This is a genomic window from Arthrobacter rhizophilus (assembly GCF_026241105.1).
Classification (GTDB): Bacteria; Actinomycetota; Actinomycetes; order Actinomycetales; family Micrococcaceae; genus Arthrobacter.
This window is the reverse complement of record NZ_JAPFFT010000005.1, coordinates 1-23,176: the sequence shown is the minus strand read 5'-3', so window position 1 is coordinate 23,176 and position 23,176 is coordinate 1. Positions and strand designations below refer to the sequence as shown.

General features: G+C 64.8%; 17 protein-coding genes. 12 read left to right on the top strand and 5 right to left on the bottom strand.

Annotated elements, in window-relative coordinates; genetic code table 11:
* Positions 1–52: 52 nt before the first annotated feature.
* The 3 genes from OOZ51_RS06140 to OOZ51_RS06130 all read right to left on the bottom strand — a co-directional run bounded on the left by OOZ51_RS06140 (position 53) and on the right by OOZ51_RS06130 (position 6,288).
* Positions 53–3,985, bottom strand: coding sequence for a Pls/PosA family non-ribosomal peptide synthetase (locus tag OOZ51_RS06140; RefSeq protein WP_265978327.1), 3,933 nt, complete (start codon positions 3,983–3,985; stop codon positions 53–55).
* 114 nt (positions 3,986–4,099) lie between these two features.
* Positions 4,100–5,065, bottom strand: coding sequence for a quinone oxidoreductase family protein (locus OOZ51_RS06135; RefSeq protein WP_265978326.1), 966 nt, complete (start codon positions 5,063–5,065; stop codon positions 4,100–4,102).
* Between the two features lie 134 nt (positions 5,066–5,199).
* Positions 5,200–6,288 (bottom strand): fatty acid desaturase family protein, encoded by a 1,089-nt coding sequence (locus tag OOZ51_RS06130; RefSeq protein WP_265978325.1) that lies wholly within the window; start codon positions 6,286–6,288, stop codon positions 5,200–5,202.
* Positions 6,289–6,473: 185 nt separating this feature from the next.
* Here OOZ51_RS06130 and argC point away from each other — a divergent pair, with 185 nt between their 5' ends.
* The 9 genes from argC to OOZ51_RS06085 all read left to right on the top strand — a co-directional run bounded on the left by argC (position 6,474) and on the right by OOZ51_RS06085 (position 16,105).
* Positions 6,474–7,505, top strand: coding sequence for an N-acetyl-gamma-glutamyl-phosphate reductase (argC, locus tag OOZ51_RS06125; protein ID WP_265978324.1), 1,032 nt, complete (start codon positions 6,474–6,476; stop codon positions 7,503–7,505).
* Positions 7,502–8,668, top strand: coding sequence for a bifunctional glutamate N-acetyltransferase/amino-acid acetyltransferase ArgJ (gene argJ / locus OOZ51_RS06120; RefSeq protein ID WP_265978323.1), 1,167 nt, complete (start codon positions 7,502–7,504; stop codon positions 8,666–8,668). Before argC ends, argJ begins: the two co-directional genes overlap by 4 nt.
* Before the next feature lie 12 nt (positions 8,669–8,680).
* Positions 8,681–9,625 carry an acetylglutamate kinase gene (gene argB / locus OOZ51_RS06115; RefSeq protein WP_265978321.1) on the top strand — a complete coding sequence of 315 codons (945 nt, stop codon included), beginning with the start codon at positions 8,681–8,683 and terminating at the stop codon, positions 9,623–9,625.
* Positions 9,622–10,953 (top strand): acetylornithine transaminase, encoded by a 1,332-nt coding sequence (locus OOZ51_RS06110; protein WP_265978320.1) that lies wholly within the window; start codon positions 9,622–9,624, stop codon positions 10,951–10,953. The genes argB and OOZ51_RS06110 overlap by 4 nt, the downstream gene beginning before the upstream one ends.
* Complete coding sequence (argF, locus tag OOZ51_RS06105) at positions 10,950–11,969, top strand: ornithine carbamoyltransferase (protein ID WP_265978319.1); 1,020 nt, start codon at positions 10,950–10,952, stop codon at positions 11,967–11,969. The genes OOZ51_RS06110 and argF overlap by 4 nt, the downstream gene beginning before the upstream one ends.
* Complete coding sequence (locus OOZ51_RS06100; protein WP_265978317.1) at positions 11,969–12,505, top strand: arginine repressor; 537 nt, start codon at positions 11,969–11,971, stop codon at positions 12,503–12,505. Before argF ends, OOZ51_RS06100 begins: the two co-directional genes overlap by 1 nt.
* A gap of 89 nt (positions 12,506–12,594) precedes the next feature.
* Complete coding sequence (locus tag OOZ51_RS06095; protein WP_265978315.1) at positions 12,595–13,800, top strand: argininosuccinate synthase; 1,206 nt, start codon at positions 12,595–12,597, stop codon at positions 13,798–13,800.
* Positions 13,800–15,215 (top strand): argininosuccinate lyase, encoded by a 1,416-nt coding sequence (gene argH, locus OOZ51_RS06090; protein ID WP_265978313.1) that lies wholly within the window; start codon positions 13,800–13,802, stop codon positions 15,213–15,215. The genes OOZ51_RS06095 and argH overlap by 1 nt, the downstream gene beginning before the upstream one ends.
* Positions 15,216–15,367: 152 nt before the next feature.
* A complete protein-coding gene (locus tag OOZ51_RS06085) occupies positions 15,368–16,105 on the top strand; it encodes a maleylpyruvate isomerase family mycothiol-dependent enzyme (RefSeq protein WP_265978311.1) in 738 nt (245 codons plus the stop codon).
* Here the strand turns inward: OOZ51_RS06085 and OOZ51_RS06080 are convergent.
* Positions 16,011–17,576 carry an AlkA N-terminal domain-containing protein gene (locus OOZ51_RS06080; protein ID WP_265978310.1) on the bottom strand — a complete coding sequence of 522 codons (1,566 nt, stop codon included), beginning with the start codon at positions 17,574–17,576 and terminating at the stop codon, positions 16,011–16,013. The genes OOZ51_RS06085 and OOZ51_RS06080 overlap by 95 nt on opposite strands.
* A gap of 95 nt (positions 17,577–17,671) precedes the next feature.
* Between OOZ51_RS06080 and OOZ51_RS06075 the strand changes: the two genes are divergently transcribed.
* On the top strand, positions 17,672–18,322 hold the full coding sequence (locus tag OOZ51_RS06075; RefSeq protein WP_265978309.1) for a DNA-3-methyladenine glycosylase: 651 nt from the start codon (positions 17,672–17,674) through the stop codon (positions 18,320–18,322).
* A gap of 18 nt (positions 18,323–18,340) precedes the next feature.
* On the opposite strand, the gene OOZ51_RS06070 is transcribed toward OOZ51_RS06075, so the two are convergent.
* Entirely contained in the window at positions 18,341–18,976 is a 636-nt protein-coding gene (locus tag OOZ51_RS06070) for a GNAT family N-acetyltransferase (RefSeq protein WP_265978308.1), read from the bottom strand.
* Between the two features lie 158 nt (positions 18,977–19,134).
* On the opposite strand from OOZ51_RS06070, the gene OOZ51_RS06065 reads away from it, so the two are divergent.
* Positions 19,135–21,363, top strand: a complete 2,229-nt coding sequence (locus tag OOZ51_RS06065; protein WP_265978306.1) for a helicase domain-containing protein — start codon at positions 19,135–19,137, stop codon at positions 21,361–21,363.
* Between the two features lie 44 nt (positions 21,364–21,407).
* Positions 21,408–22,718 (top strand): tyrosine--tRNA ligase, encoded by a 1,311-nt coding sequence (gene tyrS / locus OOZ51_RS06060; protein WP_265978305.1) that lies wholly within the window; start codon positions 21,408–21,410, stop codon positions 22,716–22,718.
* Positions 22,719–23,176: the final 458 nt, after the last annotated feature.

The following is a 23,176-nucleotide window of genomic DNA, read 5'->3' as shown; positions in this document are numbered from 1 at the left end:
GCTGCTGTTGTCATGGGCTGGTGGTTCTCACGGGTCGTCTTGCCAATCTACGCTACGGACCGGACCATGGGCTGACGGGGTTGCCCATCCAGTAGGTGCCCGCAGGAACAGTTTCGCCGCGCATGACGAGCGACGCCGGTCCAACCGTTCCGCCCGCCCCGATGCTGGCGCGCGGCAGGATGACCCCGTGCGGGCCCATCGTGGCGCCGTCTCCGAGAACCACCGTATCGATGCTCATGATGCGGTCGTGGAAGAGATGTGTCTGGACCACGCAGCCGCGATTGACCGTGGAACTTTCGCCGAGCGTGACAAGGTCGGCCTCGGGCAACCAGTAGCTTTCGCACCAGGTGCCCCGGCCGATTTTCGCACCGAGGGCCCTGAGCCACCACACCAGCGCCGGCGTGCCGGATGCCGAACGCGCGAACCATGGAGCACTGACCATCTCGATAAAGGCGTCAACCACTTCGTTCCGCCAGATGAACGAGCTCCAGAGGGGATGCTCACCCTCCTTGATCCGGCCCACCAGAATCCATTTCGCCGCAACCGAACTTGCTGCGGCCACGGCACCTGCGGCGAGGACCACGACGCCGCACAATAGGGCCGCCAGCCAGTAAGAGGACTCCGAAGCGATCCAGTCGAGGACCAGCATGATGCCGACGGCGATTGCCACTGTCAGGATGACCGGCACCAGGCGGCACAGTTCCCATAGGGCCCGTTTGGTCTTGAGTGCAAGAGGGGGATTGAAGGTGAGGCTCTGATCGGCATTGACGGCGGTCCGGCGCAGCCTGACCGGCGGGCTGCCCAGCCAGGAGGTGCCCGATTTTGCCTTGGCCGGCGTAGCCGACAGCACTGCGACCAAGGAATTCTTGGGCACGCTGCGGCCCGCGGCGGTCATGCCGGAATTGCCGAGGAACGAGCGTTTGCCGATTTTGGCCGGTCCAATCTTCATCCAGCCGCCGCCAAGCTCGTAGGAGGCCACCATGGTGTCGTCCGCGAGGAATGCACCTTCACCGATGGTCGTCATGCGCGGCAGCAGAAGCACCGTGGAGGCCTCCACATTCCGGCCTACTTTGGCGCCCAGCAGGCGCAGCCACACGGGGGTGAAGAGGCTGGCGTAGATCGGGAAAAGCAGATCCCGCGCCATGTCCAGCACGCGTTCAGTGGCCCAAACCTGCCAGCCAACCCGGCTGCGAACGCGGTAGTACCCCTCGGCGAGACCGATACCGAGCATCCGGGTGGTCGCCAGGATCAGCAGGAGATTGCAGAGGAACCAGGCCAGTGCGGCCAAGGGGATGGCAAGCAAGAGCTCCGGGAAGGCATCCTGGAGGGAACTCCTGCCTTGGATGAAGCCCAGAACCACGCAGGCACCGGCGAACGCCGAGATGTAGGGGATCAGGGCGAGCAGCGCGGAAGCTGCGGCGAACGCCGCGAACCAAAGCCGGCCGATCAGATGGTGCGACGACGGAGTCTCCGGCCATCCATTCTTGGCTTTGCCACGGCGTTCCGCAGGGGAGCCGGCAACGAGGTGTCCGGCCTTGACCTTGCCCAAGACTGCGGAGCCGGGTTCCACGCGCGCGCCGGCGCCAATGCTGGTTCCCGGCATGAGCGTGCTGCGGGAGCCCACGGTTGCGCCGGCACCTACATGGATGGCGCCGATGTGGACATAGTCACCGTCGATCCACCAGGCTGAGAGATCCACCTCGGGTTCGATGTTGCAGCCGCTGCCCAGGGAAAGCAATCCGGTGACCGGAGGCAATGAATGCAAATGGACGTTGTTGCCGATCTTCGCCCCCAGCGCCCTGGCGTAGTAAGGAACCCACGGCGCGCTGGCGAGGCTGATGGCGCCCGAGAGGTCCTGGATCTGCTCCGCAAGCCACAACTTCAAGTGAACTTTGCCCGAGCGCGGGTAGGTTCCGGGCTGGAGGCCACGGAGGAGGGTCCTCGCAGCCAGAATCGAAATGGCCATGCGTCCAGGCGGACTGACGAACACCAGCCAGGACGCCAGGATCCACCACCATGACACCACAGGGGCGGCTGAGAAACCGGCGAAGTCGGCCAGCAAATGGTTGGCGGCCATGAGGTACGTGAGCCAGCGCATGCCCACCAGGATGTTGAGGAAAATGCCCATCAAGGTCTGGAAGATCTGCGATTTCCGGGAGGTCGGGCGAACCGTGCGTTCGGCTGCCGGCCCCTGGATGCCGCCTTCCGGAAGTGACTGCCGCGCGGCGTCGATCAGGGCACCCACTCGGGGGGTCGCATAGATCTCAGCCACCGTAATGGTGGGGTAACGCACCCGCAGGGCCGAGACGAGTTGGGCCGCGGCGAGGGAACCGCCACCGTAGGCGAAGAAATCGGCGTCGAGCGATGTGACCCGGGAGCCCAGGACGCTTTCCCACTGCTCGGCCACCCATTGGGCATCCTCGGGAAGGTTGAGTGGTGCCTTGTCCGCATCGGCAGCTCCCGCGCCCGCCAGCGGCCAGGGGAGTGAATGCCTGTCCACTTTGCCACTGGTCTTCGTCGGAAGGGAATCCACCACCGTCAGCAGTGGGATCAGCGCAGCCGGAAGGCTTTCGGTGAGCAACTCCCGGGAAGCTGCGAGGTCGATGTCCTCGGGTCCCGCGGGAGCCAGGTAGCCGACAAGTATCTGGTTGCCGGCCGCCGTCGTACGAACGGCAGCGGCTGCTCCGGCAACGCCGGGCAGGGCCTGAAGTGCGGCGTCGATCTCGCCGAGTTCGATCCGCCGGCCACCAAGTTTGACTTGTTCGTCCGCGCGGCCTTGGAAAATGAGGCCGGCTTCTTCATAGCGGACGAGGTCGCCGGATCGGTACGCGCGTTCCCACCCCAGGGACGGCATCGGCGCATACTTCTCTGCGTCCTTCGCGGGATCGAGGTAGCGCGCCAGGCCTACGCCGCCAATGATCAGCTCACCCGTCTCGCCCTCCTCGACGGGAATCCCTGCGGCGTCGACGACGGCGAGGTCCCAACCGTCCAGCGGCAATCCGATCCGGACGGGACCGGTGCCACCGAGTGGAGCTGCGCAGGCCACGACGGTTGCTTCCGTGGGGCCGTAGGTGTTCCACACTTCGCGGCCGTCCACTGCAAGCCGTTCGGCGAGTTCGGGTGGGCACGCTTCGCCGCCGAAAATGAGCAGGCGCACGTTCTCGAGGGCTTCCGCGGGCCATAGCGCTGCGAGCGTGGGAACGGTGGACACCACCGTGATTCCATGGTTGATGAGCCACGGGCCAAGATCCATACCGGAACGCACGAGGGCACGCGGAGCCGGGACCAGGCAGGCACCGTGCCGCCACGCCAGCCACATCTCTTCGCACGAAGCGTCAAACGCCACGGAAAGACCCGCGAGGACCCGGTCCTGCGGCCCGATGGGATCTTGCTGGAGGAAAAGCCGGGCTTCGGCGTCAACAAAGGCCGCGGACGAACGGTGCCGCACCGCCACGCCCTTGGGGGTGCCGGTGGAGCCTGAGGTGAAGATGACCCAGGAATCGTCATCCAGGCCCGGTGCGCGCGGAGCCGGGTGCGGTGTTGGCCGCTCCCCGGAGACGTCGATCCTTCGGCTCTTTGTGACAACGGCGGACACTTTGGCTTCTCCGAAAACCAGCCGCGCGCGTTCCTCGGGATCGTCGGCATCCACCGGCACATAGGCAGCCGCAATCGAGAGGATCGCCAGGATGGCAATGTAGAGATCATTCGTGCCGGACGGGATCCGGACGCCGATCTTGTCTCCGGGGCCTAGTCCAGCTGCACTGAGCGCGGCGGCAAAACCGCGCACTTGCGCCATGAGTTCGGAGTAGCTTAGCGACTTGCGCCCGTCATCGAGGGCCGACGCTTCCGGAAACGTTCGGGCCGTGTCATCGATGATTTCGATGAGCGTGCGCGTAGGCGGCGCGGCTCCTGCGCCTTGCAACTGGGGCAGGTGCACGGCATGGAGTTCCAGGCGATCTGCCGGGATTTCATGTTCCTGGGTCACGTTCGAAGCTTCTCGGATTGAGGTGAACAAAAAGTGTCAGCGGTCGCTTTGGCTTAGCCCAATCTTAATTGAACAGACAAGGTTAATTAAAAAGACGGTGTGCCGTTCCTTTGATTATGGGATCAAAAGTAGCTTGCCCGTGGTCTTGCGGGCTTCCAAGTCGCGGTGCGCCTGGGCCGCTTCGGCGAGAGGGTACGTCCCGCCGATCCGGACTTTGAGCTCGCCGCTGGCGGCTGCGCCGAAGACCTCGGCCGAGCGCCATCGCCGTTCCTGCGGGTTCTGGAGGAAGTGGCCAAGTGTCGGGCGTGTCAGGGACAACGATCCGCCCGCGTTCAGCCGCTGGGGATCAAAGGGAGGCACCGGCCCGGAAGCTGCCCCGAACAGGACAAGCGAGCCGCGGATTCGCAGGCTCGCAAGGGAACCGTCAAAAGTATCCTTGCCGACGCCGTCGTACACCACGTTGACCCCTTCGCCGTCCGTGAGCTCACGGACCTTGTCCGCAAATCCGGCGTAACGCAGGACCTCGTCTGCGCCGGCTTCCCGGGCAAGGACTTCCTTCTCGTCCGAGGAGACTGTGGTGATGACACGGGCGCCGCGGGCCTTGAGCAGTTGCGTCAGGATGAGCCCCACGCCGCCGGCACCTGCATGGGTCAGGACGGTGTGGCCCGGTTCCACGCGGAAGGAAGAGTTGATCAGGTAGTGCGCGGTCATTCCCTGCAGCGGAAGGGCGGCCGCTGTGTGGTCGTCGACGCCGTCCGGCACCGGAAGCGCCTTGTCGGCGTCTACGAGGGTGTACCCGGCGTAGCTGCACGATCCTTCAGCGGTGGCGACCCTGTCCCCAACGGCGAAGTCCGCGACGTCCGAGCCGATGGCCTCAACGGTGCCCGCCGACTCAGAGCCGGGAGTGAACGGGTATTCAACTTTGTAGATGCCGCCACGCTGATAGGTGTCAATGAAGTTCACGCCGGCGGCTGCGACCTTGACGAGCAACTGACGTGGGCCCGGGGCCGGAACCTCTGCTTCGGTGAGTTCGAGGACTTCGGGTCCTCCGGCTTGCCGGGCGATGATCGCATGCGTCATGGGTCTCCTTCTCCGTCGAGGCACTTTCGCGCCCGTATTCACACAACCATCCTAGGGAGCGGAGTCCGTCGAGTGTCCACCCAGGGGCACAGGCCCGTGTTTCGCCGTAATGTGCCCCTGTGGTCCTCGGAGTGTCAGCCTCTGCCGTGTGCGGAAGCCATCGGGCACTCAAAGCCGCGGCCAGCGGCGAGTCCCACCTCATTGAGGTAGCGCACGATGATTCCGTATGACTGCATCAGCGTGGTTTCGGTATAGGGAATGGAGTGCTCTTCGCAGTAGCTTCGAACGATCTCCGCGGCGCGGCGCAGGTGGGGGCGTGCCATGTCCGGGAACAGATGGTGTTCTGCTTGGTGGTTGAGGCCGCCCAGCAGGATGTTCATGAATGGTCCGCCGGAGATGTTCCTGGCAGTCAGGATCTGGCGACGCAGGAAATCGACGCGGGAGTCGGCAGGCAGGACCGGCATGCCCTTGTGGTTGGGAGCGAAGGAAGCGCCCATGTAGAAGCCGTACACCATGATCTGGACGGCCAGGAAGGCGAAGGCTATGCCCATTGGGAGGAAGGTGAAGGCGAGGGCCGGGAGTGCGAGGAGCCGTGCCAGAAGGATGGGGGTCTCCACCCAGCGGTGCTTGATGGCTCCGGGCCGGAGGATGTACATCAAGGACTCCCACTGCAGGCTGATGCCCAGCAACATGAGGAGCGGGAAGAAGAACCAGCCTTGCCTGCGGGTGAGGAACGCGAAGCGTCCTTGCCTGCCGGCAGCGGCTTCAACGTGGAAAGCCAAGGCTCCGGTCTTGATGTCCGGGTCTTTGGAAATCACGTTGGGGTTGTTGTGGTGTGCGCCGTGCTTCTGCTCCCACCAGGAGTAACTGATGCCGGCAACCGAAGTGGCCAGGATGCGGGCGGACCAGTCATTGGCCCTGCGGGAGGCAAAAATCTGGCGGTGACCGGCCTCATGGGCCAGGAAGCTCAACTGGGTGCAGAGGATGCCCAGGGCTGCGGCGATGAGGAGTTGGTACCAGCTGGGGCCGATCAGCGCGAAGCCAAACCAGGTGCCGGTCAGCAAGAGGACCAGGGCCGCAAAAGTGCTGACGTAGAAGCCAACGCGGCGCTTCAAAAGCCCTTCCGCGCGGACGGTCTTGAGGAGTTCGGAATAGCTGAGCACGACGGCGTTTGGCTGCCGGACGCTCCTAGTAGGACGTTCCGTGGTGGAGGTCGGTGACATATGCAGTTTGCCCCGTAACGATAGCGGGCAACGATGCAACCGACGATCGGCTGCACGGTCTAGATCACCCTCTATTCAGCATACGCCTCCAAGTGAGCTGCGTCGGGACCTGCCCTCGACGAGGGCTTCAAAATGTCATGCATAAATATCGGCAACCATGAATATTTTTGCTGTATAGTTTTGCCATGACTATTTCTGTTGCCGTCTCCGGTGCCAGCGGCTACGCCGGTGGTGAGGTGTTGCGCCTCCTGGCAGGCCATCCGGATGTCACCATCGGTGCCATCACCGCGCACAGCAATGCCGGTTCCAGACTAGGGGAGTTGCAGCCGCATCTCCATGGTTTGGCCAGCCGGATTCTCGAAGACACCAGCGTGGAGAACCTCGCCGGCCACGACGTCGTGTTCCTGGCGCTCCCGCACGGAGCCTCCGCCGAGATCGCCGCGCAGCTGCCGGAAGGCACGCTGGTGATCGACGCCGGCGCGGACCACCGGCTCGAAGACCCCCTGGCGTGGGAAAAGTTCTACGGCTCGGCCCACGCGGGCACCTGGCCCTATGGGCTGCCGGAACTCCCAGGCCAGCGTGAAGCCCTCAAAGGCGCCAAGCGCATTGCGGTACCCGGGTGCTACCCGACGTCGGCCCTTCTCGCCCTCACGCCCGGCTTCGCCAACAAGCTCCTCCAACCGGACGACGTCGTGATTGTTTCGGCCTCCGGCACCTCGGGTGCCGGCAAGGCAGCCAAGGTCAACCTCATCGGCTCCGAAGTCATGGGCTCCATGAGCCCCTACGGTGTGGGCGGCGGCCACCGCCACACCCCCGAGATCGAGCAAGGGCTTTCCAATGCCGCCGGTGAACAAGTCACCGTGTCCTTCACTCCCACCCTTGCTCCCATGAGCCGCGGCATCCTGAGCACGGCAACGGCCAAGGTCAAGGAAGGCGTCACCGCAGCCGAACTCCGCAGTGCCTGGGCCGAAGCCTACGACGACGAACCCTTCGTCCACCTGCTTCCTGAAGGCCAGTGGCCCACCACCAAGTCGGTGCAGGGCTCCAACCATGCAGTCATGCAGTTGGCTTTCGACGAACACTCCGGCCGCGTGATTGTCACGTGCGCCATCGACAATCTGACCAAGGGGACCGCCGGCGGCGCTGTGCAGTCCATGAATATCGCCCTCGGCCTGGACGAATCCGCCGGCCTCAACGTCCAAGGAGTTGCACCGTGACCATCACCGCCCCCCAGGGATTCCGGGCCGCCGGCGTCAAAGCAGGCATCAAGGCGTCGGGCAATCCTGACCTCGCCTTGGTCGTCAACGACGGCCCCCTCAAAGCGGCAGCAGCCGTTTTCACCTCCAACCGCGTGGCCGCGGCCCCCGTGCATTGGTCCCGCCAAGTGGTCTCCGACGGGCGCGTGGATGCAGTGGTGCTGAATTCCGGCGGGGCAAACGCCTGCACGGGGCCACTGGGATTCCAAAATACGCACTCAACCGCAGAAAAAGTGGCGGCTGTCCTCGGGATCTCCGCCTCCGACGTCGTGGTCTGCTCCACCGGCCTCATCGGTGAGCAGCTCCCCATGGACAAGATCATCCCCGGCATTGACGCAGCTTTTGCGGAGCTTTCCGACGACGGCGGCCTGGCCGCCGCTACGGCGATCATGACCACGGACAGCGTTGCCAAGGAAGCTGTCTTCACCGGCACCGACGCCGAAGGCAAGACCTTCACTGTCGGGGGCATCGCGAAGGGTGCCGGCATGCTCGCGCCGGGCCTTGCAACAATGCTGGTGGTGCTCACCACGGATGCACAGGTCCCGGCGGAAGAGCTCGACGTCGTGCTCCGCGACGCCACGCGCGTCACCTTCGACCGGACGGACTCGGACGGCTGCATGTCCACCAACGACACCGTCGTCTTGCTGGCCTCCGGGGCCTCCGAGGCCATCCCGTCCGCGGAACAGCTTGGTTCCGGCATCACCCAGGTGTGCGCCGAACTTGCCCGCAAGCTGATCGGCGACGCCGAAGGCGCCAGCCACGACATTGCCATCCGTACGTTCAACGCGGCCAGCGAACGTGACGCCGAAATCGTCAGCCGTTCCGTGGCCCGCTCCAACCTCTTCAAGACCGCCATCTTCGGCAAGGACCCGAACTGGGGCCGGGTCCTGTCCTCGGTGGGCACCACGGACGCCGTCTTCGAACCGGACCAGCTCAACGTCTCCATGAACGGCATCCAGATCTGCCGTAACGGCGGCATCGGCGAGGACCGCAACCTCGTGGATCTTGAGCCCCGCGAGGTACTTGTGGAAATCGACCTGCAGGCAGGCGACGCGGAGGCCACTATCTGGACCAACGACCTCACGCACGACTACGTGCACGAGAACAGCGCCTACTCGAGCTAGACGGGGATGACCATGACTGCGCACACCCGCGAAAACACGTCCATGCGTGATGCCCAGGACAAGGCGGCGACCCTGATTGAGGCGTTGCCCTGGATCCAGCGCTTCGCTGGCACCACCATGGTGATCAAGTACGGCGGAAACGCCATGGTCAACGAGGAACTCCGCCGCGCCTTCGCCGAGGACATCGTCTTCCTGCACCACGTGGGTATCCACCCCGTCGTGGTGCACGGTGGCGGCCCGCAAATCAATTCGATGCTCGGCAGGCTCGGCATTGAATCCGAATTCAAGGGCGGCCTGCGCGTCACTACCCCCGAGGCCATGGACGTGGTCCGCATGGTGCTCACCGGACAAGTGGGACGCGAACTCGTTGGTCTTATCAACTCCCACGGACCCTATGCAGTCGGCATGTCCGGTGAAGACGGCGGCCTGCTGCGCGCCGTGCGCACAGGCACCGTCGTGGATGGCGAGGAAATAGACCTCGGCCTGGTGGGCGAGGTAGTGGGCGTTGATCCCACGGGTATTGAGGACATCCTCGGCGCCGGCCGCATCCCGGTGATTTCCACGGTTGCCCCCGAGATCATTGACGAAGGGGACGGCACAGGCTCCACCACCGGCCAGGTCCTCAACGTCAACGCGGACACGGCTGCAGCTGCGGTCGCCGCTGCGCTGGGCGCGTCAAAGCTCGTCATCCTGACCGACGTCGAGGGACTCTATGCCAACTGGCCGGACAAGTCCTCGCTCATCTCTTCGCTGACGGCCACGGAATTGCGGGAGATGTTGCCGCAGCTGGAGTCCGGCATGATCCCCAAAATGGCGGCCTGCCTGAAAGCCATTGATGAAGGCGTGGAGCGTGCGCACATCGTGGATGGCCGCTTGCCGCACTCCATGCTCCTGGAAACCTTTACGGCCGCGGGCATCGGAACCCAGGTTGTCCCCGACGAGGAAGTGAACTCATGAACGCCAACGAAGCAGAACTGGTCGAAACGCCCGCAGACGCTATAGCCGGGCACAGCACGGGAAGCGACTGGCTGGCCCGCTACTCTTCGTCACTTATGGGCGTGTTCGGCACCCCACAGCGTGTTTTGGTCCGCGGTGCAGGGGCCCTTGTGTGGGACGCCGACGGCAAGGAATACCTCGACCTCCTGGGCGGCATTGCCGTCAACGCGCTGGGCCACGCCCACCCCTTCGTCACGTCGGTCATCTCCAGCCAGCTCGCCACGCTGGGGCACGTCTCCAACTTCTTCACGAGCCCCACGCAGATCGCGCTGGCTGAGAAGCTCCTGTCCATCACCAACGCGCCCGCGGGTTCCAAGGTATTTTTCGCCAACTCCGGGACCGAAGCCAATGAGGCCGCGTTCAAGCTGGCCAGGCGCAACAGTGAAGCGCCGGCCGGTGCAAAATCAGCCAAGCGCACCAAGATCATCGCCCTAGAAGGCGCCTTCCACGGCCGCACGATGGGCGCCTTGGCCCTGACCGCCAAGGAAGCCTACCGGGCGCCCTTCGAACCGTTGCCCGGCGGCGTGGTCCACATCCCCTTCGGCGACATCGAAGCCCTCCGCGCCGCCGTCGACGAAACGACCGCGGCCGTGTTCCTCGAGCCCATCCAGGGCGAGGCGGGCGTCCGCCCGCTCAGCGTCGAATACCTTCTCGCGGCACGCGAAGCCACCACCGCTGCCGGCGCGCTGCTGATCCTGGACGAGGTCCAGACCGGCATCGGGCGCACCGGCAAGTGGCTGGCCAGCGAAGATGCCGGAATCGTCCCCGACGCCGTGACCCTCGCCAAGGGCCTGGGCGGAGGCTTCCCGGTTGGCGCGCTCATCACCTTCGGAGAGCCGACGTCGTCGCTCCTGACAGCGGGCCAGCACGGCACCACGTTCGGCGGGAACCCGGTGGCCACGGCCGCCGCCCTCGCCACCTTGCATGCCATCGAAAGCCAGGGCGTACTGGAAAACGTGCTCACCGTCGGCGCGCTGCTGCGCGCCGGCCTGTCCGACGTCGACGGCGTCACGGAAGTCCGCGGGGAAGGCCTCCTGATCGGTTTCGATCTCGACGCCGAGATCGCGCCTGCCATGGTGATCGCCGCGCTCGACGCTGGTTTCATCATCAACAGCCCCGGCCCGCGCACCATCCGGCTGGCTCCGCCACTCATCCTGACGACGGAACAAGCCGACCGTTTCCTCGAGGCGCTGCCGGGCATCATCCGGGCGGCAGCCGCCCAGACCACTGCACCCCAGACCACTGCACCCCAGACCGCTGCACCCCTGACCGCGAAGGACGCCCAGTGAACACCACCCGCCACTTCCTCAAAGACACGGACCTCACACCGGCCGAGCAAGCCGAAGTGCTGGAACTCGCCGTCCGGATGAAGGCCGCACCGTACAGCGTCCAACCGTTCGCAGCGGACGGCAACGGACGCAAGACCGTCGCTGTCATCTTCGACAAGACCTCCACCCGAACCCGGGTCTCCTTTGCCACCGGCATCGCGGACATGGGCGGCAACGCGCTCATCATCAATCCGGGCGAGGCTCAGATCGGCCACAAGGAGTCCGTTGAGGACACCGCGAAGGTACTCGAACGCATGGTTTCGACCATCGTCTGGCGCACCGGCGCCCACTCCGGCCTCGTGGCGATGGCCGAGAACTCCAAGGTTCCCGTCATCAACGCTCTCTGCGACGATTACCACCCGTGCCAGCTCCTGGCAGACCTCCTGGCGGTCAAGGAGCACAAGGGCGAACTTGCCGGACTCACCATGGCCTACCTCGGCGACGCCGCGAACAACATGGCGAACTCGTACCTCCTGGCGGGCGTCACGGCGGGGATGCACGTCAGGATCTCAGGGCCGGAGGGCTATCTGCCGGCCGCTGACATCGTGGCTGCAGCCGAGGAACGGGCCGCAGAGACCGGTGGTTCCGTGCTCATCACTACTGACGCCGCAGAAGCCCTTCGGGGGGCCGACGTCGTCGCCACAGACACGTGGGTGTCCATGGGGCAGGAAGCCGAAAAGGAAGCCCGGATGCAGCTCTTCCGCGAGTACTCCGTGAACGAGGCCGCCATGGAGCTAGCCTCACCGGACGCCGTCGTGCTTCATTGCCTGCCCGCCTACCGCGGCTACGAAATCTCCGCAGGCGTTATCGATGGACCACAGTCCATCGTCTGGGACGAAGCCGAGAACCGCTTGCACGCCCAGAAGGCGCTCATGGCCTGGCTCATGCACAGATCGGGACTCGCATTCGTCGACGGGCTTTCCCCCGTTGAAGGCGCTGTTTCTCCTGGAAGAGGCGCTGCGGAGAGCACGTTCTAGTGTCCACCCATCCGGCGTCGCATGGCGCCAGCCCCGCCACCAAGACTGCCCGGCAGGCGCGGATCACCGCGATCCTGACGGGTGAGTCCGTGCGCTCGCAGGCAGAGCTCGCAGCCCTTCTGGCGGACGACGGCGTCCAGGTCACCCAGGCGACCCTCTCCAGGGACCTGGTGGAACTGGGGGCGGTGCGCGTGCGCGGCAAGGACGGTGCACTGGTCTACGCGGTGCCCGGCGAGGGTGGTGACCGCAATGCCAAGAGCGGTGTCACCCAGGAAATCCTGGACGCGCGCTTGTCCCGGCTTTGCGGGGAGCTGCTGGTCACCGCGGAGGCTTCGGGCAATATCGTGGTGCTGCGGACGCCGCCGGGTGCCGCCAACTTCCTGGCCCTGGCCATCGACCACTCGGTGATGCCGTCTGTATTGGGTACGATCGCAGGCGACGACACCTTGCTTTTGGTTGCCAGGGATCCCGGCGGCGGGGCCGAATTGGCAGCCCGATTCCTCCAACTGGCCCAGGAAGCCGGACCGGGAAACTAGCCCGGTCCGGTAACTGAACCATTCCGGCCTTCGGGCCGGTCCCAAGCACTTGACTCAAAAGAACCAAGCAACAACAAAGGAGCACTCTCGTGACTGAGCGCATTGTTCTGGCCTACTCCGGTGGCCTTGATACTTCCGTAGCCATCGGCTGGATCGGTGAAGCCACCGGTGCCGAGGTCATCGCCGTGGCGGTCGACGTCGGACAGGGTGGCGAGTCGCTGGAGACCATCCGCCAGCGTGCCCTCGGCTGCGGCGCAGTCGAGGCCTACGTGGCCGACGCCCGCGACGAGTTCGCGAACGAATACGCCATGCCCACGCTGAAGGCCAACGCCCTCTACCAGGGCCACTACCCGCTGGTCTCGGCCATCTCCCGCCCGGTGATCGTCAAGCACCTGGTCAAGGCCGCCCGTGAATTCGGTGCCACCACGGTGGCGCACGGCTGCACCGGCAAGGGCAACGACCAGGTCCGCTTCGAAGTGGGCATCCAGACCCTCGGCCCGGACTTGAAGTGCATCGCCCCCGTCCGCGACCTCGCCCTTACCCGCGACAAGGCCATTGCCTTCGCCGAGGAAAAGGGACTGCCGATCGAGACCACCAAGAAGAACCCTTACTCGATCGACCAGAACGTCTGGGGACGCGCCGTCGAGACCGGCTACCTCGAGGACATCTGGAACGCTCCCACCAAGGACATCTACGACTACACGGCCACCCCGGAGTTCCCGCCGGCACCGGACGAGGTCACCATCACCTTCGAAGCGGGCGTGCCCGTTGCTGTCGACGGCGTCAAGCGCACTCCGCTCCAGGTCATCCAGGAACTGAACCGCCGCGCCGGTGCCCAGGGCGTCGGCCGCATCGACGTCGTCGAGGATCGCCTTGTTGGCATCAAGTCCCGCGAAATCTACGAAGCTCCGGGTGCAATGGCCCTTATCACCGCGCACAAGCACCTCGAAGACGTCACCATCGAGCGCGAGCAGGCCCGCTTCAAGGCCACTGTCGGCCAGCGTTGGTCCGAACTGGTCTACGACGGCCAGTGGTTCTCCCCGCTCAAGCGTTCCCTGGACGCCTTCATCGAAGACACCCAGCGATACGTTTCCGGGGACATCCGCATGGTCCTGCACGGTGGACAGGCCATCGTCAACGGCCGCCGCTCGGAAACCTCGCTCTACGACTTCGACCTCGCCACCTACGACACCGGCGACACTTTCGACCAGTCGCAGGCCAAGGGCTTCATCGAGCTGTGGGGCATGTCCTCCAAGGTTGCCGCAGGCCGCGACCTGCGCGTGTCAGGCCAATAATGACGTCGGCAACAAATGAAGGCGCTCTGTGGGGTGGCCGGTTCGCGGGCGGCCCCGCAGATGCCCTTGCTGCGCTGAGCAAGTCCACGCATTTTGACTGGCGGCTGGCCCGCTACGACATCGCCGGTTCCAAGGCACATGCGCGCGTGCTGCACAAAGCGGGGCTGCTGGACGACGGCGAACTCGAAGGCATGCTCGCAGCGCTCACCCAGCTGGATGACGACGTCGCGAGCGGCGCCTACCAGCCTGCCGAGAGCGATGAGGACGTCCATGGTTCCCTGGAACGCGGACTCATCGAGCGGGCTGGAACCCACTTGGGCGGCAAGCTCCGGGCAGGGCGTTCGCGCAACGACCAGGTGGCCACGTTGGGCCGCATGTTCCTGCGCGACCACGCCCGCATCATTGCCCGCGGCGTGCTCGCCACGATTGATGCCCTCGTGGAGCAGGCCAAGGCCCACCAGGGCGTTGCCATGCCTGGCCGGACCCACCTGCAGCACGCCCAGCCCGTCCTGCTGAGTCACCACCTGCTGGCCCACGCCTGGGCCCTGCTGCGCGATGTGCAGCGGTTCCAGGATTGGGACAAGAGGGCCGGCATTTCACCGTACGGTTCCGGTGCCTTGGCGGGTTCCTCGCTGGGCCTGGATCCCGAGGCCGTCGCTGCGGACCTCGGCTTCTTCTCGGCGGTGCACAACTCGATCGACGGCACCGCCTCCCGCGATGTCTTCGCCGAGTTCGCGTGGATCTGCTCGATGATCGGCATCGACTTGTCGCGGGTCTCCGAGGAAGTCATTCTGTGGGCCACCAAGGAGTTCTCCTTCGTGACGCTTCACGATTCGTACTCCACGGGGTCTTCGATCATGCCGCAGAAGAAGAACCCGGACGTCGCCGAACTCGCCCGCGGCAAGGCAGGGCGCCTCATCGGCAACCTGGCCGGCCTGTTGGCGACGCTCAAGGGCCTGCCGCTCGCCTACAACCGCGATCTGCAGGAAGACAAGGAACCGGTCTTCGACGCCGCGGACACCTTGGAGGTGCTGCTCCCTGCGGTCTCCGGCATGATCGCGACGCTCACATTCAACACTGAGCGCATGGCTTCCCTGGCACCGCAGGGCTTCGCACTTGCCACGGACATCGCCGAGTGGCTTGTCCGCCAGGGCGTGCCGTTCCGGGAGGCCCACGAGCTCTCCGGTTCCGCGGTGAAGCTGGCTGAGGGACGCAGCGTTGAGCTCTGGGACCTGACCGACGAGGAGTACGCGAGCATTTCGGAGCACCTGACCCCGGCGGTCCGCTCCGTGCTCAGCACCGAAGGTTCGCTCAACAGCCGCAACTCGCAGGGCGGCACGGCACCGGCCGCCGTCGAACGCCAAATGACGGCGCTCAAGGCTGAACTCGACCGCGTGCGCGAGTACGCAGGCTAGCGTCCCGGACGCTCCCTCAGCTTTGGCATGGTTTCGGCCAACGCTCCTTCAGCAAGTGCAGGAGCGCCGGTGATTTTCATGCCAAGCTGAGGGGGCGTTGTCAGTTAATCCTCGTTAACAGCGCGGTTAACTCTGTCGGATACTATGGCGCTATGACCGAGATCACTACCTCAGCGCTTCTTGCCGAGCTCCACAAAGCAGCCGGCACTGTCACCGAAGTCGTCTCCAAGCTCAACGACGCCGATGTCAAAGCTCCCTCCCAACTGCCCGGATGGACCCGCGGCCACGTGCTGGCGCATATTGCCGGCATCTCCAACGCCATGGCCCGGCAGCTGGAATACGCCGCCCGCGGCGAGACCATCGACATCTACGACGGCGGTTACGAGGGCCGTACGAAGGCCATTGAGCTCGCAGCCAGCCACAGCCTCGCCGAACACCGTACCGCCACGGAGACCGCACTCGCCCGGGCACTGAGGGCCTTCGACGGACTCGTGGAGTCCGGCTGGAACACCCGGATCAGCTTCCGGAACGGAACAGTGCTCGACGGCGGTTTGGCGCTTTGGCGCGAACTGGTCATCCACGCCACGGATCTGGGAATGGGTCGCGGACCGGAGACCTGGAGCGCGCAGTTTTGTGAGCACCTCTTCGATTTCCTCTCGGCCCGCGTCCCGACAGACCAGAAATTCGTGCTTCAACCCTTGGGGCTTCCGCAACTCGTCATCGGCTCGGGGCGCCAGGCGGTCGCTATCAACGGCATGATCACGGATATCGCGGCGTGGCTCGCCGGCCGCACGCCTACCCTGGGGAGCCTGCGGGCTTCTGCCGACGCGGACGGTGTTGATTTGCCGGAGTTGCTGCCGTGGCCATCGAGCGTTCCAGCGGTGCACTAGCGCTCCCGCGTTTCCTGGCGGCTGCCCTCCAGAGGTGCATCGTGGCGTAGGAACGCCACGGGCTCACATTGCGGAAGTCAGCCGGCAGTCCCTCCGCGGCCGCCAGGTTCTTGAGTCCGTTTCGGACCGCGGCGTCGTTGGCCAGGAAAACGTCCGGATCGCCGATCACCCGCATCGCCACATAGCCGACGGTCCAGGGTCCGACGCCGGGCAGCGGCAGCAGCTTGTCGGCGAGGGTTTGGGGGCCGTCGCCATAGTCGAAGTCGAGTTCCCCGCTGGCCATCGCCTCCGCCGCGGACAGCACCGAAGCAATGCGGCGCTGTGGGCCCCTCAGCAGTTCCCGGCCTGAGCGGGCGATTTCCTCCGCCGTGGGGAACAAACGAACCAGGCCAAGTGCATGTCCGGCATGCCCTTCCGGCAGGCGGGTTCCGGCGTCGGACAGCTGGGTCAGAGCCGTGCGCGCGGCCGCCACCGTGATTTGCTGGCCGATCATCGCCCGGATGAGCAGCTCCTGGGGGTCCACGGCGCCCGGGACCCTGATCCCGGGGATCTCACGCACTGATGGGCAGAGCCGGGCATCGGCCGCCAGCGCCTCGTCCACGGCTAGGGGATCGGCGTCGAGATCGAACAACCGTCGCACGCGGCTCAGAAGGACTGGAAGATCGTGAAGGTCCAAGGCACTGACGGCGAGGGTCAGCGCACCGCCGCGCGCCCCGGCGTCGTACTCCACAGTAAACGAGGCATTGCCGCGCGGCAGGCGGACGGCTCGCGCGTAGGTAGTTGGACTCGCCAGCTCGATGCCGGGAACCGCGCGGGCGGCGAGGAAATCGAAAATCCCGGTGTCGAAAGGCTCCCGGAACGGGAGGTTGAGAGCCAGCGAAGTAGTCCCGGCCTGCCTGCCCTGTTGGCCAAGAGGCTTCGCGGTGGCCCGCAGCGCTGTCGGGGTCAGGGCAAAGACTTCATTGATGGTGTCGTTGAATTGGCGGACGCTGTTGAATCCGGCGGCGAACGCCACGTCTGCGAGCTTCATCGAGGTGGACACGAGGAGTGTCCTGGCCGTCTGCGCCCGGCTGGCCCGTGCCAGGGACAGCGGACCGGCACCGAGCTCATGGCTGAGGATCCTGCTGAGCTGACGGGAAGAGTAGCCCAGCCTGGTGGCGAGTCCTTCGACGCCCATCCGGGAGATCGCGCCATCGTTGATGAGCCGCATTGCCCGGCCGGCGACGTCCGAGCGCAGGTTCCACGCGGGCGTGCCCGGAACGGCCTCCGGAAGGCAGCGTTTGCACGCCCTGTACCCGGCCTCGTGCGCCGCGGCAGAGGTTTCGTAGAACGTCACGTTCTCGGCCTTCGGCGTCCGGGCCGGGCACGACGGCCGGCAGTAGATGCCCGTCGACCGGACGGCGGTGAAGAACTGGCCATCGAACCGGGGATCCCGCGCATCGATGGCACGGTAGCGTTGCCAAAAGTCCATTGCTCCATCCTCGCAGCATCGGAAGGCCCGTTCTAGCGGAAATCGGACATTGCCGGCGGCGGATGCAGTTCGCGGATTCTTGCTAGGGTCTGGGCATGACAACGCAGGGTGCAGCTCCGGAAGCCATCAGGACCATCCTTTCCGGAGATCCGCGGGATGTAGCGCCTTTGCTCCTTGGCGCTGTGCTGAGCCACCAGACTCCTGAGGGCACGGTATCCGTCCGGATCAGTGAGGTCGAGGCCTATCTGGGTCCGCGGGACTCGGCCCAACCCGATCCTGGATCCCACACCTTTGGCGGCCCCACGGTCCGGAACGCGCCCATGTTTGGTCCGGCCGGCCATCTCTACGTGTACTTCACGTATGGCATGCACTATTGCGCCAACATTGTCTGCGGTCCCGACGGCGTTGCGTCCGCGCTGCTGTTGCGCGCAGGGGAGGTGGTGGCCGGGCACGCCCTGGCACAGTCCCGCCGTCCAGCGTCGAGATCCCTGACCGACCTCGCCAGCGGACCCGCCCGACTTGCCTCCGCTTTGGGGCTGACCACAGCAGATAGCGGCCGCGATGCCTTGGCTGAGCCGTTCGGCCTCGAACTTCCGGTTACCCCGGCCGCGCGATCAGCAGTTGCGAGCGGTCTCCGGGTGGGAGTATCAGGCGACGGCGGTTCCGCCGACTACCCCTGGCGGTTTTGGCTCTCCGGGGACCCCACGGTGTCCCGCTACAAGCCGGGCCGCAGCCGCGCCGTCTAGAAGCTCCGGAGGTATCCCTCAAGCGGCGTGTTCGGTCCGGGTTGGTTCGGCCACATACGCGCAGTGGTTGTCTGGCAGTTCGAAGGGCGCCAGGCGACCAAGCAATGACTCGCGCACCTGGGGCCATTCCTCCTGCAGGATCGAGAACACGGCCGTGTCGCAGCGGCTGCCGTCTGGAGCGAAGCGGTGCCCGCGCAGCGTGCCCTCGTAGCTGGCGCCGAGCCGCTGAATGGCCGAGGCGCTGCGCGTATTGCGCGCGTCGCAGCGGAACCCGACCCGGTGGACGTCCAGCACTTCGAAGGAGTAGGCCAGAAGCAGCTGTTTCGCCGCCGGATTGACGTGGCTGCCCCAAAAGGGGCGCCCGTAAAAGGTCCCGCCGATCTCCAGGCGCTGCTGTCGGGGACTGTAATCGCACAGGGAGGTGGTTCCAAGCAGGGCTCCTGTCCGCTGCTCGACGACGGCGAACGGAATGGTTGCGGGATCTTCGAGCCGGGCCGAGAAGAGTTCGGCCAGTTCCGCGGCGCTCAAAGGCTGTTCGGCGGCCATGCCGGACCACATCCCGGAGTCCACGAAGTCAAACAGTGGGCCGGCATGGGCGGGGGAGAGCGGAACCAGGCTGATGCCGTGTCGGGTCAGGGCAACGTCGTGCTGCATTGCAGCATTTAAGCACCACCGGGTAGGGACAGAAAAGCTCTGCAGGTTAGCTCTGAGTGAACATTGCGTGACGTACCGGCGTGCGGGCTGTTTCACACACGTCAAGCAAAACCGCTGTAGAATGGACGGTCCGTCTTTTTCGATAGGGGAACGTTTCGATGCACGACGCTGATTTGCTCCACGAACGGGAGTACGTGGCCGGTCTTTACTCGCGACTGGATGAGTTGCGGGAGGAAAAGCGCCAGCAGCTAGCGCAAGTCCGGCGCGCCGGTGCGGTAGGCACCATGCAAAACGTTTCCGAACGCGACGCCTTCGCGGCGCTTTACGAGGACCGCCTCGCCCAACTCGACGCCGTTGACGACCGTCTCGTGTTCGGGCGCCTTGACCTGGACACCGGAGAGGCGCAGTACATTGGCCGCATCGGCCTCTCCACGGCGGATCTCCAGCGGCTTATGGTCGACTGGCGCGCCCCGGAAGCCGGCCATTTCTACCAGGCGACGGCCTTCGACCGGCAAGGCGTCCGCCGTCGTCGTCACCTGATACTGCAAGGCCGCGAGGTCAAGGCAATCGAAGACGATGTCCTGGATGCCAGCATGCTGGCGGACAACGCCTCCCTTCAGGGCGAGGGCGCGCTGCTTGCGGCCCTGAACTCCAAGCGCACCGGGCGTATGTCGGACATTGTGGGCACCATCCAGTCCGAGCAGGACCGCATTATCCGTTCGTCCATCTCGGGTGCCTTGGTTGTCCAGGGTGGTCCCGGTACTGGCAAGACGGCCGTCGCGCTCCACCGCGCCGCCTACCTGCTGTACACCCACCGTGACCGCCTGAAGTCCGCGGGAGTGCTGCTCGTTGGCCCGTCGTCGTCGTTCATGCACTACATCGAGCGGGTCCTGCCTTCCCTCGGCGAGACCGGCGTCGTCATGGCCAGCCTTGGACGCCTCATGCCCGGGATCCATGCCGTGCCTGAACAGGATCCCGATGTCGCAGCACTCAAGGGCAAGCTGGACATGGCGGGTGTCATCGCCAATGCCGTGGCCAACCGGCAGCGGACTCCCGCGGAGGACCGCATCCTCGAGGTAGATTCCCGCAAGCTCACGCTGTCTGTCCGGCAGGTACGCCGCGCCCGCGACAGGGCGCGCGCCACGGGCAAGCCCCACAACGAAGCACGCGTGACGTTTGTTAAGATCCTGCTGCGCGAGCTCACGGAGCAGCTGACCGAGATCGTCGAGGAGTCGAACATCGGCAACAACGCCGATCGTTCCTACCTCGCCGAAGACGTCCGCTCGGCACGCGACGTCAGGATCGTCTTGAACCTGTGCTGGATGCCCATGACGCCCGAGAAACTTGTGTCCGAGCTCTTCAGCAAGCCCTCCATCCTGGAAGCCTGCACACCGCACCTCACACCGGCGCAGCGCGCGTTGCTGCTGCGGCCTGCGGATGCCCCGTGGACGGAAGCCGATGTTCCGTTGCTCGACGAGGCTGCTGAGCTTCTGGGAGAGCTGGATCCTGCCGCCGGCAGGGGACTGGCGCAGCAAGAGCACGATCGTGCCCGCGACATCGCCAACGCCAAGCAGACCTTGGTCAACATGGAGGCCATGGGCGTCGACGTACTGATGACGGCCGAGGAACTCGCCGATCAGAACCAGGAGCGCGAGACGCGCCTGACGGCGGCAGAACGTGCCACGACCGATCGTTCGTGGGCGTTCGGACACATCGTGGTGGACGAAGCCCAGGAGCTCTCGCCCATGCAGTGGCGGCTTTTGGTCCGCCGCTGCCCGTTGAAGTCCTTCACGATCGTCGGCGATATCGCCCAGACGAGTTCCTCTGCCGGTGCGAATTCCTGGCAGAGTGCCCTCGCGCCGTCGTTCGGGGACCGCTGGCAACTCGAAGAACTCACCGTCAACTACCGCACCCCCTCGCAGATCGCCGAAGCGGCGGTCCGCATGGCGAACCGTGCAGGCCTGGTTGTTTCGGCTCCCAAGGCCGTCCGCGAAGGCAAATGGTCGCCCATCGTGGACCGCGTGGACAAGGCGGACATGGTGGACCGCCTCGTCGCGATCCTTCCTGGGGAACTGGAAGCGATCGACGGCGGACTCCTCGCCGTGATCGCCGACGGCGCCCTCCTGCCGCGCGCTGCAGCTGCCCTACGTGGCGTCTACGGCCACCGCGTGGGCACCGGAGCGGGGAGCTACTCCCAGGACATCGTGGTCATCAGCCCGAAGGAAGCCAAGGGCCTCGAGTTCGACGGCGTCGTGGTTCTGGAACCCGCTGCCATGCTCAATCACGAGCACGGCAAGGTGGGCGATCTCTACGTCGCCATGACCCGTCCGACGCAGCGACTCCGGCTCATTACCGCCGCGCCGCTGCCCGCGGGTATCGAGCGCTGAGGGAAACAAGCAAGCTGAATGGCAATCCTGCTAACTTAGAACTCGTGTCACACGTAAACAATCTCGAGTCCCAGCACAACGACCCGGGCTTTGCCAATATCTGGCAAGAGCTCAAATGGCGCGGCCTTATCCACGTTTCCACTGATGAAACGGAATTGGAAAAGCTGCTCGCCGGGGACCCGATCACGTATTACTGTGGCTTCGACCCCACGGCACCGTCCCTGCACCTCGGCAACTTGGTCCAGCTTTTGCTCATGCGTCGCCTCCAGCTGGCCGGTCACAAGCCGCTCGGCCTCGTGGGCGGCTCCACCGGACTGATCGGCGACCCGCGCCCGACGGCGGAACGCACCTTGAACACGAAGGACACAGTTTCGGAGTGGGTTGGCTACCTTCAGGTCCAGGTCCGCCGCTTCCTCAGCTTCGAGGGCGACAACGCCGCACGCATGGTGAACAACCTTGACTGGACCGCGCCCCTGAGTGCCATCGATTTCCTACGTGAAATCGGGAAGCATTTCCGGGTGGGCACCATGCTTCGCAAGGATGCCGTCGCCTCCCGTCTCAGTTCCGACGAAGGCATCAGCTACACCGAGTTCAGCTACCAGATCCTGCAGGGCATGGACTACCTCCAGCTCAACCGCGATTACGGCTGCGTATTGCAAACCGGCGGCTCGGACCAGTGGGGCAACCTCACGAGTGGCACGGAGCTGATCCGTAAGGTTGACGGCAAGGTTGTCCACGCCCTGGGCACGCCCCTCATTACCAATTCGGACGGCACCAAATTCGGCAAGAGCGAGGGCAACGCCATTTGGTTGGACGCCCACATGTGCAGCCCGTATGCCTTCTACCAGTTCTGGCTCAACACCGCAGACGCCGACGTCGTTGATCGCCTTAAGATCTTCACTTTCCTTAGCCGTTCCGAGATTGAGGAACTTGGAGCCGCTGTTGCCGAGCGCCCGTTCGCGCGCGAGGGCCAGCGCAGGCTCGCCTATGAAGTTACGTCGCTGGTGCACGGAGTCGACGCAACGGAGAAAGTGATCGCTGCTTCCGCCGCGCTTTTCGGCAATGGCGATCTCTCGGTTCTGGATGAAGCTACCTTGGCGTCCGCCACGGCCGAGCTGCCGTCAGCCTCGATCGGCGCGGATGGCCTGGGTATCGTTGACCTCTTGGTCGCTTCGGGACTGTCCGAGAGCAAGTCCGCTGCTCGTCGCACAGTGGGGGAGGGCGGCGCCTACGTGAACAACAGCAAGGTGACCGACCCCGACGCCGTGATCGACCAGGCGGAACTTCTTCACGGCCGGTACCTGTTGTTGCGCCGCGGGAAGAAGAATCTGGCCACCGTCGAAGTGACGGTCTGACGGTTCCCTAGACTCCACAGTGGGGGCGGGTTTGTTCCGCTCTGTGCCGTGGTGCAGGCGCGCCGACGCTGACTATTGCACGCTCCTCCGCAGCCGACTTGCGCGGCTCCGGGGGAGCGTGTATCGTTTTCTGAGTTGCTGCCGCTGATGCGGACAAATTGCGACAAAATCCCATTGAATTGTGAATGATCCGGTTTGGACGAAAGTCTGTAAATCGGATAATTTATCGACCCTTTGGGGATATTCGATTCACTTTGGATGAATTTCGGGAGAAATCCTGGATTTGCAAAGTGAAAATGAATGAAATACAGTAGAAACATCGCAGCGAAGAAATGCGGAACATCGAAATTCAGTTGAATTTGTTCCGAGAAGTATTCGGATTGTGTCTGTTGTTTGAGAACTCAATAGTGTGCCAAGTTTGTTGATACCGGTTTATTTTTTATTGAATTGGTTGTTTT